Source organism: Micromonospora sp. NBC_00362, from assembly GCF_026342155.1.
Classification (GTDB): domain Bacteria; phylum Actinomycetota; class Actinomycetes; order Mycobacteriales; family Micromonosporaceae; genus Micromonospora; species Micromonospora hortensis.
In genome coordinates, this window is the sequence record NZ_JAPENH010000001.1 from 4282596 (window position 1) to 4294739 (window position 12144).

Annotated in this window: 15 protein-coding genes and 1 tRNA gene; 13 read left to right on the forward strand and 3 right to left on the reverse strand. The window is 71.7% G+C overall.

Annotation, left to right across the window (positions count from 1 at the left end; all coding sequences use genetic code 11):
- Window positions 1–5: 5 nt before the first annotated feature.
- The 4 genes from OG992_RS19655 to OG992_RS19670 all read left to right on the forward strand — a co-directional run bounded on the left by OG992_RS19655 (window position 6) and on the right by OG992_RS19670 (window position 2159).
- On the forward strand, window positions 6–686 hold the full coding sequence (locus OG992_RS19655) for a FadR/GntR family transcriptional regulator (protein ID WP_210786897.1): 681 nt from the start codon (window positions 6–8) through the stop codon (window positions 684–686).
- Between the two features lie 39 nt (window positions 687–725).
- Complete coding sequence (gene mscL, locus OG992_RS19660; protein WP_210786874.1) at window positions 726–1199, forward strand: large conductance mechanosensitive channel protein MscL; 474 nt, start codon at window positions 726–728, stop codon at window positions 1197–1199.
- A gap of 81 nt (window positions 1200–1280) precedes the next feature.
- A complete protein-coding gene (locus OG992_RS19665) occupies window positions 1281–1532 on the forward strand; it encodes a hypothetical protein (RefSeq protein ID WP_030486188.1) in 252 nt (83 codons plus the stop codon).
- A 255-nt stretch (window positions 1533–1787) separates the two neighbouring features.
- Window positions 1788–2159, forward strand: a complete 372-nt coding sequence (locus OG992_RS19670; RefSeq protein ID WP_091395802.1) for a hypothetical protein — start codon at window positions 1788–1790, stop codon at window positions 2157–2159.
- Here OG992_RS19670 and OG992_RS19675 read toward each other — a convergent pair.
- On the reverse strand, window positions 2072–3367 hold the full coding sequence (locus OG992_RS19675; protein ID WP_266303986.1) for a benzoate/H(+) symporter BenE family transporter: 1296 nt from the start codon (window positions 3365–3367) through the stop codon (window positions 2072–2074). The two genes, OG992_RS19670 and OG992_RS19675, sit on opposite strands and share 88 nt — an antisense overlap.
- A 55-nt stretch (window positions 3368–3422) precedes the next feature.
- On the opposite strand from OG992_RS19675, the gene OG992_RS19680 reads away from it, so the two are divergent.
- The 7 genes from OG992_RS19680 (at window position 3423) to OG992_RS19710 (ending at window position 9438) form a co-directional block, all read left to right on the forward strand.
- A complete protein-coding gene (locus OG992_RS19680) occupies window positions 3423–4049 on the forward strand; it encodes an XRE family transcriptional regulator (protein ID WP_266303987.1) in 627 nt (208 codons plus the stop codon).
- A 49-nt stretch (window positions 4050–4098) separates the two neighbouring features.
- Window positions 4099–4818 (forward strand): PP2C family serine/threonine-protein phosphatase, encoded by a 720-nt coding sequence (locus OG992_RS19685; protein ID WP_112586332.1) that lies wholly within the window; start codon window positions 4099–4101, stop codon window positions 4816–4818.
- Window positions 4819–4920: 102 nt separating this feature from the next.
- The gene (locus OG992_RS19690; RefSeq protein WP_238683203.1) at window positions 4921–5259 is read left to right on the forward strand and encodes a PadR family transcriptional regulator; all 339 of its coding nucleotides are present in this window, start codon (window positions 4921–4923) and stop codon (window positions 5257–5259) included.
- Complete coding sequence (locus tag OG992_RS19695) at window positions 5256–6101, forward strand: ATP-binding cassette domain-containing protein (protein WP_238683202.1); 846 nt, start codon at window positions 5256–5258, stop codon at window positions 6099–6101. Before OG992_RS19690 ends, OG992_RS19695 begins: the two co-directional genes overlap by 4 nt.
- Window positions 6098–6790, forward strand: a complete 693-nt coding sequence (locus tag OG992_RS19700; protein ID WP_266303988.1) for a hypothetical protein — start codon at window positions 6098–6100, stop codon at window positions 6788–6790. Before OG992_RS19695 ends, OG992_RS19700 begins: the two co-directional genes overlap by 4 nt.
- A gap of 83 nt (window positions 6791–6873) precedes the next feature.
- A complete protein-coding gene (locus OG992_RS19705) occupies window positions 6874–8049 on the forward strand; it encodes an enhanced intracellular survival protein Eis (RefSeq protein ID WP_266303989.1) in 1176 nt (391 codons plus the stop codon).
- 198 nt (window positions 8050–8247) lie between these two features.
- On the forward strand, window positions 8248–9438 hold the full coding sequence (locus tag OG992_RS19710; protein ID WP_266303990.1) for a hypothetical protein: 1191 nt from the start codon (window positions 8248–8250) through the stop codon (window positions 9436–9438).
- A gap of 119 nt (window positions 9439–9557) precedes the next feature.
- Here OG992_RS19710 and OG992_RS19715 read toward each other — a convergent pair whose 3' ends face one another.
- Together OG992_RS19715 and OG992_RS19720 are read right to left on the reverse strand one after the other, a co-directional pair.
- Window positions 9558–10640 (reverse strand): NAD-dependent epimerase/dehydratase family protein, encoded by a 1083-nt coding sequence (locus OG992_RS19715; protein WP_266305235.1) that lies wholly within the window; start codon window positions 10638–10640, stop codon window positions 9558–9560.
- Window positions 10641–10787: 147 nt separating this feature from the next.
- A complete protein-coding gene (locus OG992_RS19720) occupies window positions 10788–11090 on the reverse strand; it encodes a hypothetical protein (RefSeq protein WP_112624649.1) in 303 nt (100 codons plus the stop codon).
- A 211-nt stretch (window positions 11091–11301) separates the two neighbouring features.
- Here OG992_RS19720 and OG992_RS19725 point away from each other — a divergent pair.
- Window positions 11302–11373: transfer RNA gene (locus OG992_RS19725), tRNA-Lys, on the forward strand.
- Window positions 11374–11542: 169 nt separating this feature from the next.
- The gene (locus tag OG992_RS19730) at window positions 11543–12130 is read left to right on the forward strand and encodes a nucleoside monophosphate kinase (protein WP_266303991.1); all 588 of its coding nucleotides are present in this window, start codon (window positions 11543–11545) and stop codon (window positions 12128–12130) included.
- The last annotated feature ends 14 nt before the right edge of the window (window positions 12131–12144 follow it).

The window sequence follows — 12144 nt, forward strand, 5'->3', positions numbered from 1 at the left end:
CAGCCGTGCCGCCCCACAGCCAGCCAGCCGTGCCGCCTCGCGGCCACCGGGTCCGGCAGACCACCGAGCAGCTCCGCGCCCGGATCCTGGGCGGCGAATGGCCCGTCGGCGGGCGCATCCCCACCGAGCCACAACTGGTCGCCGCGCTGGGCGTCGGGCGCAACACGGTCCGCGAGGCGGTCCGCGCCCTGGTGCACGCCGGGGTGCTGGAGTGCCGGCAGGGCTCCGGCACCTACGTGGTGTCCACCGACGAACTGGCACCGGTGGTCGCCCGCCGACTCGGCGACGACCGGATGACCGAGGTCATCGAGGTACGCCGCGCCTTCGAGGTGGAGGCCGCCCGGCTCGCCGCGTTGCGGCGTACCCCGGAGGACCTGGCGGCGCTCGACGGCGCGCTCGCCCAGCGCGAGGCCGCCTGGCACGGCGGCCGGGTCGACGCGTTCGTCGAGGCCGACGCGGCACTGCACACGGCGGTGGTCGCCGCCGCGCACAACGCCATGCTCGCCGAGCTGTACGCCTCGGTGGGCACCGCCCTGCGCAGCACTGTCGCCCAGGCCATGGGCGGGGAGCTCACCCCCGAGCGCTACGTCGATCACACCCGACTGGTCGAGGCCATCCGGGCCGGCGATCCCGGCCGGGCGGCGCTCGAAGCCGGCGCTTTTCTGGAACCCGCCGAACGGGCATAGGTTGTGCCCGACAGAAAAGCGGACACCTCGGGAGTACGAATGCTCAAGGGCTTCAAAGACTTCATCATGCGCGGCAACGTCGTCGACCTGGCGGTCGGTGTCGTGATCGGCGCCGCGTTCACCGGCGTGGTCACCCAGCTCACCAAGTCGTTCCTCGACCCGCTGATCCGGGTCTTCGTGCTGCTCATCACCGGTAGCGACAAGGGCCTGGCCGGCACGGCACCCAGCTTTCGCGGCATCTCGTTCGACTGGATCGCCTTCGTCAACGCGGTAATCACCTTCCTGCTGACCGCGATGGCGCTCTACTTCCTTGTCGTCTACCCGATGAACCGGCTGGCCGAGCGGCGCAAGCGGGGCGAGGAGCCGCCGCCCTCGGCGCCGAGCGAGGAGGTCAAGCTGCTCACCGAGATCCGGGACGCCCTGGTCTCCGCCGGCCACACCACCCCCGGCCAGCAGCGTGGGGCGCTGGACGACGTGCTGGGCCGCCGCCCTGAGCCGCCGACGCAGCGCTGACCCGAACGGATGCACATCGGCCCCTGCGGGATTCCCGCAGGGGCCGCACCTTCTCGTACGTGTGTTCGATAGAGTCCCGCCATGGAGCAGCGAAAGCACTGGTGGAACGGGAAGTGGGGGCGGCTGGCCCGGCGGGACGTCTTCCTGCGGGTGGACGCCGACCGGTGGCACGTCGAGCAGCGGGCCGGCGGCGCCGAGGGCATCTCCCGTTTCTACGAGTACGGCAGTGCGGACGAGGCCGAGGACACCGTCCGGGCGCTGCTCGACGGCCCGGACACCTGGCGGGAGCTGTCCCCCCGCCCGCCCGGCGGCTGGACCCTCCCGAACAGCTGAGTAGGCGGGTGCAGCAGACAGTGCGGGGGCCCTTCGTCCGCCACCGTGGCTCCGCCTCCCGGTGGCGGTACTGCTCTTTACGGTGATGACTCTGAGGCATATTGATGCCACACAGTCATCACGCTCTCCGGCCCATCGCCTCGAACCACTGCCACTACCCCATCGGCGAGCGGGTCAAGCGACGCGCGCCAGCGAAGCGGCGGCGCCTGCGAGCGACGGCGTTTAGCGGCGCGCCGCCCTGGGAACCGCAGCGGGATGGACCAGCAGGACGAGCAGCAGGCGACCATCTCGCGGATCACCACCGGGATGCCGGTGATCGACTCAGCTGGCACGGAGGTCGGCACCGTGGACCTCGTCCAGCGGGGTGACCCGAACGCGGTGACAGTCCAGACACCGACCGCCGACCCGGGCAGCAGTTTGGACGAGCTGATCGAGGCGACCGCGGTCGAGGAGCCGGACGTTCCGGCCGATCTGGCGGCGCGGCTGCTACACAGCGGCTATCTGAAGGTCTCGACCGACCTGACCCGCACCGGCGCGGTCTACGTACCGGCCGACCGGATCGGGTCGGTGGCCGACGGCCGGGTCTTGCTGGCCGTCGGGGTGGCCGACCTGCCGCCCGAGGAGTGACCCAGCCGCCCTTCCCGCCCGGCGGGGATGGGCTGGTCCGGCCCGGCAGGGGCGGGTTGGCGGCGGTGGAAGAGCAGCAGCATCAGGCAGCCCGCGACCAGGCCCCAGAACGCGCCGCCCACGCCGATCAGCGTCACCCCGGACGCGGTCACCACGAAGGTGACCACGGCTGCCTCCCGGGTTGCCGGGTCGGTCACCGCCGAAGCGAGCGCGGTGGCGAGGGCTCCCAGTAGCGCCAGCCCGGCGACCGCCTCGATGAGGATCGGTGGGGCGACCGCCACGAGCGTGGTGGCCACGCCAGCGCCGAGGCCGAGCACGGCCAGCCCAGCGCCTGCGGTGACCGAGGCGATCCATCGGCGCTCCGGGTCGGGGTGCGCGTCGGGGCCGGCGGCCAGCGCGGCGGTGATCGCCGCGAGGTTCACCGCGTGCCCGCCGGCCGGGGCGGCGAGCAGACTGGCCAGGCCGGTGGTCCGCAGCGCGGCGCCGAACGGCGGCCGGTAGCCGTAGCCGACCAGCACGGCCATGCCGGGTACGTTCTGCGCGGCCATGGTGACCAGGAACAGCGGCAGGGCCAGACCGACCAGTGCTGACGCGTTCCAGGCCGGCGCGGTCAGCGTGACCGACGGGATCAGCGCGGCACCGGTCAGGCCGGTCGGCGGTGCGGTCAGTGCGATCGCCGCCACGGCCACCACCAGCGCACCTGGCACTGCCCAGCGTCGGGCGAACCGGTGCAGCAGCAGCCAACCGACCACCACCGATCCGGCCACCACCGGCAGCTCGACCAGCGCGCGGACCGGGGCGGTGCACAGCGGCAACAGCACCCCGGCGAGCATCGCGCCGGCCACCGGCTTGGGGATGGCGGCCACCGCACGGCCGAGCGGTGGGAACAACCCGGCCGCGACGATCAGCACACCGGAGACGAGGAAGGCGCCCACCGCCACCGGCCATCCGCCCGGCGACGGCCCGGTCGCCACCAGCAGCGCCGCGCCCGGAGTGGACCAGGCCACGCTCATCGGTATCCGGTACCGCAAGCCCAGCCAGGCGGCGGCGAGCCCACTCGCCACGCAGAGAGCGAGCAGACCGGAGGCGGCCTGCGCGTCCGACGCGCCCGCCGCTCGGAGCCCGGCCAGCACGACTGTGAACGAGCTGGCGAAGCCGACCAGCGCGGTCACCACCCCCGCCAGCACCGGTTGCACGCGTCCGGACACCCCACCCTCCCGACTGTTCCGTTTACGGAACGGAAGCGTGTAGCACGATAGCCGGGTGCCGCACCCACCACCAGCCCCGCGCCCGGGCCTCGACGTGGATCCCGCCGTCGTCGGGCGCCGGGTCCGTGCCCTGCGCGAGGAGCAGGGGATCTCGCTGTCCACACTCGCCCGGCTCGCCGGTGTCGGAAAGGCCACCCTCTCCGGCCTGGAGCACGGCACCCGCAACCCGACCCTGGAGACGCTCTGGGCGGTCACCGCGCAGCTCGGCGTACCGCTGACGGCCGTACTGGCGGAGCCGGCCGCCGGGCCCACCGTGCACGGCACCGCCGTCACCGCCACCCTGCTGGAGGTCTTCACCGACACCGACGCGACCTACGAGCTGTACCGGATGCGGGTCGCGCCCGGCCCCGGGCAGCTCTCCCCCGCCCACCCGGCGGGGGTGACCGAGCACGTCACCGTGTTCGCCGGGGTGCTGCGCGCCGGGCCGGCCGACGCACCGCTGACCGCCCCGGCCGGCGGTCACCTCCGCTGGGTGTCGGACGTGCCACACAGCTACGCGGCGGTGGGTGACGAGGAGGTCGCCGCGAGCCTGCTGCTGCGCTATCCGCGCCGCGGAAACCCCGCCGAACGGTCACGGACCGTCGACCCCGTCGACGAAAATCGCAATCATTTCTCGACCTAGGTAGGAGGCGTAGAGACGAATGCGGGTTGTTCTTGGCAAGCTTGTCCCCATGACGCTGATCCTCCGCTCGGTCATCCTCAACGACATCGGCTTGGTGCGCACCAACAACGAGGACTCCGCCCTCGCCGGTGACCGCCTGATCGCCGTCGCCGACGGCATGGGCGGGCTGCCTGCGGGCGAGGTGGCGAGCGAGATCGTGATCCGGATTTTGGACGAGCTGGCTCCGCCCACCGACCCCGACGGCGCCGCCGACGCGCTGCGTGCCGTGGTCAGCACCGCCAACCAGCGCATCCACGCCGCGATCACCGTCGACCCGAGCCGGGACGGCATGGGTACGACGCTCACGGCGGCGCTGCTGGCCGGGGAGACGCTGGTGCTGGCCCAGGTGGGCGACTCCCGCTGCTACCTGCTGCGCGAGGGGGAGCTGACCCAGCTCACCCGGGACGACACGTTCGTACAGGCGCTCGTCGATCAGGGCACCCTCTCTCCCGAGCAGGCCCGCCACCACCCGCAGCGGTCCCTGGTGACCCGGGCCGTGCAGGGCGCCGACACCCCACCCGCGGTCGGGGTGCTCACAGTGGTCCCCGGTGACCGGCTGCTGCTGTGCAGCGACGGGCTCTCCGACTACGTCGAGGACGAGGCCATCGCCGCTGCCCTGGGCATGTACGCCGACCGCCAGCAGTGCGGCGAGCAGTTGGTGAAGCTGGCCCACCACGCCGGCGCGCCGGACAACGTCACAGTCGTGGTCTCCGACGTCGTCGCCCGCTGACCCGTACGGCTCGCTCGGCGGCTCACCCGGACCGACTGGTTCGGGCTCCGCTGCCACAGTAGGTGGTTGTGCCATCTAGCTAGCGCCGCTACTGTCCGACGGGTGGATTCCGACCGGCGTGGGCAGTGGCTGCGGGGGGTGCTCGACATCTGCGTCCTGGCCCTGCTGTCCAACGGCGAGTCCTACGGCTACCAGCTCGCCCAGGCGCTCGACGCGGCGGGCGTCGGGCCGATCCAAGGCGGCACGCTCTACCCCGTGCTGCTGCGCCTACAGAAGACCGGCCTGGTGACCGCGCAGTGGCGGGAGGGCAGCGCCGGGCCAGCCCGCAAGTACTACCGGCTCACCGACGACGGGCACGCGGCACTCCGCGCCGGCGGCAGCGCCTGGCTCACCTTCGTCCGGCCGGTGAACGACATCGTCACGAAGGGGGTCAGCCGGTGAACGCCGACGATTGGCTGCGTACGCTCACAGCCGAGCTGCACCAGCGCCGGGTCGCGGCGGACGCCGCACGGCACGTGGTCGCCGAGGCCGCCACGCACCTACGCGAGGGCGGCGGCGACCCCTGGGTCGTCTTCGGCCCACCCCAGCAGTACGCGGGTGCCGTCGTGGAGAGCATCGGCACCGCGCCCGGACCGCGCCCCGGCCCGGTCCGGTTGCACGCCGCGGGCATCACCAAGCGGTACGGACGGCGAACCGTGCTGCGCGACGCCACGCTGACCGTCCGGGCCGGACAGATCGCCGCAGTCGTCGGCGCGAACGGCTGCGGCAAGAGCACCTTCCTCCGGATCTGCGCCGGACTCATGTCACCGGACGCCGGTGAGGTGACCGTCTCCGGGCGGCTCGGCTACTGCCCGCAATCCGGCGGCACCTCCGACTTCCTGCTCGCCGACGAGCACTTCGTGCTGATCGGCGCCGGCCAGGATGTGGCCCGGGGCCCGGCCCGCCGCGCCGGTCGGGCGGCGGCCCGGCAGCTCGGCTGGGAAGCGGGCGGCGACGTGCAGGCCCGCCACCTCTCCGGCGGCACCCGACAGAAGCTCAACCTGACCATGTCCACGCTCAGCGCCCCCGACGTGCTGCTGCTCGACGAGCCGTACCAGGGCTTCGACCAGGGCACGTACGTCAACTTCTGGGACCAGCTCAGCAGGTTGCGCGACGCCGGCACCGCCATCGTCGTGGTGACCCACCTGCTGAACCAACTCGACCGGGTGGACATCGTGCTCGACCTGACCCCGGCACACGAGACCCTGCGGCACGCGCCCGGCATCCAGGGAGGCCGCCCGTGAACCGGCTCGTCACCGTCGCCGAGATGACAATGCGGGAGCTGCTGCGGCGTCGAGGCGTACTCCTGCTGTTGTTGTTGATGCCGTTGACCTTCTACCTGATCCGGCGGGACGCCTACCTCGGGCAGTCGGTTCGCTCGCTGCTGCTCGGCGTGGGCTGGGCGGTGAGCACCGCCGCGCTGTTCGCCACGACCGCGGCCCGCGAGTTGGAGCCGAGGCTGCGGCTGGCCGGCTACCGCCCACACCACCTCTACCTCGGTCGGATGCTCGGTCTGTGGACGGTGGGGCTGGTCATCTCCGTACCCTTCTTCCTGCTCCCGATGATCGACGGCGCGGACCTGCGGTACGGTGGCCTGGCGGCGGCGCTGCTCTGTTCCGTCGCGGTGGCGGCGCCGTTCGGGATGCTGATCGGTGCGCTGCTGCCCCGCGAGTTGGAGGGCACGCTGCTGCTGCTCACAGTGGTGACGGTGCAGATGCTGATCGACCCGGCCGGGTCCGGGGCGAGGTTGACGCCGTTCTGGTCGAGCCGGGAGGTCGCCACCTGGACTGTCGACAACACCGACCAGGGCTATCTCTTCCGTGGCCTGCTGCACGGGCTCGTCGTCACCGCCCTGCTGACCCTGGGCGTGGCCGCGGTGGCCAGCGTCCGTCTGCGCCGCCGTCGCCACCTGCGGCACCTGCCGGTCGGCTGACCGCCGCACCGGCCGCGGATCGGGCCAATCCGGTTGCTGCGACCCGCGCGGCGGGTTGAGATAGGCGAATGACCATTCGCCGGGTGACCGACGACGACCGTCTCACCACCAGCTTCCCGCTGGCCGCGTACGCCTTCGAGTCCTCGCCGCTCAGCGCTGCCCGCACCGCCGAGTTCCGCGACTACCTGCCCTACAACCAGGGCAACCGGACGCTGATCGCCGAGGAGGACGGCACCACGTTGGCCGCCGTCTCGGCCATCCCGATGCGACAGAACCTGCGCGGGGTGGTGCTGCCGATGGCCGGTGTCGCCGGGGTGGCGACGCATCCGCTGGCCCGCCGGCAGGGGCACGTCCGGACGCTGCTGCACCAACTCCTCGACGAGATGCGCGACGAGGGCCACCCGCTCAGCGCGCTCTATCCGTTCCGGCCCAGCTTCTACGCCCGGTTCGGCTACGTCGGGCTGCCCAAGCCGCGCCGGGTCACCTTCACCCCGGCCAACCTGGGTTCGCTGCTCCGGGTGGACCTGCCCGGCGAGGTCGGCTGGGAACGCGTCGCCGCCGGCTATCCGGCGTGGCGGGCGTTCACCGAGCGCAACCTCCAGGAACGACACGGCTTCGCGATCTTCCCGGACCACCGGGCGGTCGGGATGCGTGACCGTGACGAGTACTGGCTGCTCACCGCCCGGGTCGGCGGGGAGGTCACCGGCGCGGTGACGTACCGGATCGACGAACACGGCGGCACGCTGCACGGCAACGAGCTGCTTGTCACCGACCCGCTCGCGCGGACGCTGCTGTTGCAGTTCTTCGCCCGGCACGTCGACCAGATCGAGCGGATCACCGTTCAGGTTCCGCCGGACGAGTTGCCCGAGCTGTGGCTGACCGACCTGGACGTGCACGTCGAGGCCCGTACGGCAGTGCCGGGTTCGTCCGCGCCGATGGCCCGGCTGCTGTCGCTGGACGCGTTGAGCGGGCTGCCCGCCGGCCCGGGCCGGGTGCGGATCGAGCTGACCGGGGACCGCTGGCTGACCGGCACCCACCTGCTCGACGGCACGACCGGAGCGCTGGAACTGGTCGACGACACCACCGGCCGCGCGCCGACCGCCACGCTCACCGCCGCCGGGCTCTCCGCCCTCGCGTACGGGGTGCTGGACCCGGCCGAGCTGCCGCTACGCGGTCTGGGTGAGGTGCCGGTGGACGCCGCCACGGAGCTGCGCGGCCTGTTCCCCCGCCGGGTGCCGTACCTCTTCGCCGACTTCTGAGCCCGGTTTGCCGCCGGGGCCCACCGCGCCGCGGGCGGCGGGCGGCAGCCGGCGGGCGGCGGCCGGCGGGCGGCGGCCGGCGGGCGGCGGCCGGCGGGCGGCGGCCGGCGGGCGGCGGGCGGCAGGCGTGGCTTAGCGGTGCATTAAGCCGGCTCGGCGGATTCGTCGCGACGCCGTCGCGGCTCCTAGCATCACGGGGTGCGCTTGACGTCGCTTGCCGCTCTCCTCGTCCTCGGTGTCGCCACCGCGGCCCTGCCCGCCTGCGCGTCCAACGACCCGGCCCCCGCCTTCGAGGCCGGCTCGACCGCCTCACCGACGGCGCTGCCCACCGGCGGTCAGAGCGACGCGCCGGGTGCGCGGGACGGCCTCGGCGGCCCGGGGGCCAGCGCCAGCCCGAAGCCCGCCAACAAGGTGCTCGCCGCCGGCAACCCGAACGGCACTGCCACAGTGCCGGCCGAGGCGCGGGCGGTGAACACCTCGAAGCCGACCCGGACCATCGGCTCCGGCACCCCGGCGAGTTGCACCTCCGCGGCGGTCGTGAAGGCCGTCGCGGCCGGCGGTGTCATCACCTTCAACTGTGGACCGGCCCCGGTGACGATCAAGATGGCCGCCACCGCGAAGGTCCGCAACGCCAACGGGCCGAAGATAGTGCTGGACGGCGGCGGCACTGTCACGTTGAGCGGCCAGGGGCGGCGCCGCATCCTCTACATGAACACCTGCGACGAGGCCCAGGGCTTCACCACCTCGCACTGCCAGAACCAGGATCACCCGCAACTCACAGTGCAGAACCTGACCTTCGCCGACGGCAACTCCACAGGCGAGAAGGCCGAGGGCGGCGGCGGTGGGGCGATCTTCGTACGGGGCGGGCGGCTGAAGGTGGTCAACTCGCGCTTCGTCCGCAACCGTTGCGACCGCACCGGCCCCGACCTGGGTGGCGCGGCCGTCCGGGTGCTGAGCCAGTACGAGAACAAGCCGGTGTACGTGGTGAGCAGCACCTTCGACGGCGGTTCCTGCTCCAACGGAGGGGCGCTGAGCAGCATCGGCGTGTCGTGGGTGGTGCTGAACAGCCTGCTCAGGAACAACGAGGCGATCGGCAGCGGCGCCAACCCGGCCAAGTCCGGTACGCCCGGCGGCGGCAGCGGCGGCGCGATCTACTGCGACGGCAACGAGTTCACCGTACGGATCGCCGGCACGATCATCGAGAACAACACTGCCAACGAGGGTGGTGGCGCTGTCTTCTTCGTGAGCAACAACCGCACCGGCACGATGAAGATCGAAAACTCGACCCTGCGCCGCAACCCCAGCGCCACGTTCGAGACCCGCGGCTTCCCCGGCATCTTCTTCCTGGGCGCCCGCAACCCCACGCTCACCAACTCCAAGCTCTCCTAACCCGCCTGCCCGCCTGCCCGCGCGCCCGACCCCCGCGCCCGCGCCGGTGATCAAGAGGTTTCGGTCATCGGGGCGGCGTTTTCTGACCGAAACCTCTTGATCAACAAGCTGGGGTGGGGTCAGTAGGGGTTTCCTTCGCCTGGGGGGCGGGCGCGGAGCAGGGCGGCGGGGCGGCCGGGCAGGTCCCGTGCGCCGGACATCGGCGGGCTCGGCGTGTGGTCGCCATCGGCCATCCCGGCGAAGAGTTCCTTGAGCGCCGTCAGCGCACTGATCTTGGGCTGCCAACCCAGCTCGGTCTCCGCACGCTCACTGGACATCAGCGGCGCGTTCAGACCCAGCTCCACCCAGCCCACGTCGACCGGTTGCAGCCGCGCCCGCCAGGTCAGCGCCGCCGCCGCCCGCAGCACCGGCGCGGCGACCGGCACCGTCCAACCGTGGAAGTGCCGGGCCACCAGCTCCGGAGTGAGCACCGGGTCCGCGGCGACATTGAAGGCGCCGCGCGCATCACCCAACACCGCCCGGGCGTACGCGTCAGCCACGTCATCGGCGTGCACCGCCTGCATCCGCAACCGGCGGTTCGTCGGCACCAGCGGAATCCGGCCGAAGCGAAGCAGCCGCACCGGCGCCAACGGGCCGAGGAAGTAACGCGTGATCTCGGCACCGGCAGCCCGCTGGAAGATCAACCCGGGTCGCATCCGCACCACCCGCAGCGTAGGTTGATCCCGTTCGACGCCATCCAGCAGCGCCTCCACCTCCGCCTTGTGCTCGCTGTACGACGAACCGGGCACACCGGTGGCCGGCCACCGCTCACTGATCGGGTGATCCTTCGGGCCGGGCGCGTAGGTGCCGACCGACGAGGCGTACACCAGAGCCGGAACACCGGCCTGGACCACCGCGTTGATCACCGCCCGGCTGCCCTCGACGTTGGTCCGGCGCAGCACCCGCTGGTCGTGGCTGGGCTGGATCTGCCAGGCCAGGTGCACCACCGCGTCCGCACCCGCGAACACCTCGGCGAGCTGCCCGACCGCGCCCGGCGCGCCGATGTCGCAGGAGTGCCACTCCACCTGGTCGTACGGCTCGCCGGCATCCGGGCCGGGCAACCGTCGAACGACCCCGGCCAGCTCCACGCCCCGCTCCCGGCGCAGCCGCCGCAGCACCGCCGTACCGACGTTGCCGCTCGCCCCCACCACCACGATCCGCATGACCGACCCCGTACCCGCCCAGCAGCAGCTCAACCACCCACCAGCGCGGCGACCGCCGCCGGCGAGCGCGTCTTGATCCACTCGACTTCCTGAAAGTCGCGGCATCCGCGCGCGCAGGACAACCCGACTTCCGGGATCCCGAGTCGATCAAGGTCGAGGTGACTCCCGTACCCAGCCGTGCTTCTCCTTGCCCCGCCTACCAGCGGTGGCGGCCAGGCAGCGCGGGCAGATCCAGCCCACCGCATCCGCCTCGGTGAGCACGTCGGTACCCGAGTAGTCGAAAGGTACATGCGGGAAGCGACGCAGTCGGGTACGGCTCAGCGCCAGGCCACAGACCGTCTGGTTCTGGCCGGGCAACCAGGCGTGCACCTCGCCACCCGGCTGGCGTACGCCGTCACGCCCGACCTCCTCCCCGGAGGCCGCCACGGCAGGCAATCGGCTCGATCCCATGCCGGTCCTGGTTCCCCACCGACCCACACCCATGCGCCGCCGGACGAGGTCGCTCGATCCACCCCAAATCACCGACCCAGCGCCCCGGACCCTCGGCCGCGCCCCGACAGGTGATGATCAACTGCGGCGGACAGCCGTCCAACCGCAGCCATCGACGGCCGGCCGGAAGCCGAGAGCCGTCGACGCTCACCGTCGGGTAACCTGAGCGCGCGGGCCGCTAGCTCAATGGCAGAGCTGTGGACTTTTAATCCATAGGTTCAGGGTTCGAGTCCCTGGCGGCCCACTCCGTTCCAGCTCAGCGGCCCTTTGCAGGGCTGCTGTCTTTGTCAGCACGACTCGTACAACAGCGAAGTACAGCAGTAGCGCTCCACCGGTCCAGTGCTCTGCCGAGCCGCTTGAGCGCGTTGCGGGTGGCTAGCTTGGCGCTTCGGCGTCATCCACATGGAGTACACATGCCCAACGTGGTCCTCATCGCCGGGCCGGTAGTCGACCTGGCTTCCGCTGCGTGGGCTCTGGCAGACGCCATCGGCCTACAGGTTGTCAGCGCAGGTAACGTCTTCCGCGGTCACGTGCAGCAGCAGACTTCGCTGGGCAAAGAGGCGAGCCGGTATATGCAGGCCGGACGTCTTGTCCCGGATGAACTAATAGTCAAAGCCATCGCTGACGCCCTAACCAACGCCGACGGTGGCTGGGTGCTGTACAACTTCCCTCGCAACATCCGCCAAGCTGAGTTGCAGACGCAGAGCGGCCATGTCCCCGACACAGTGATCGAAGTTGTCCTTACGGAGGACCAACTCCGCCTCGCCGCGCAGCGCCGGGTGGAACGTCAGATAGGCCTGGACTCTCAGCAAGCCGAGCGACGCCAGGAACTCTTAGTGATGTACTCGCATTCACAGGAGACCTACCGAGAGCAGGTCGAGCCGTTGCGCGCCTATTACCGGGCCCATGGCCTGTGGCAAACCGTCAGTGGCTTCGGCGACTTCGAGGACGTAGCAGCCAGGCTGATCCCAATCGCCTCTGCCAGTAAACGCCACTCCTGACGGGCCGCACGCGC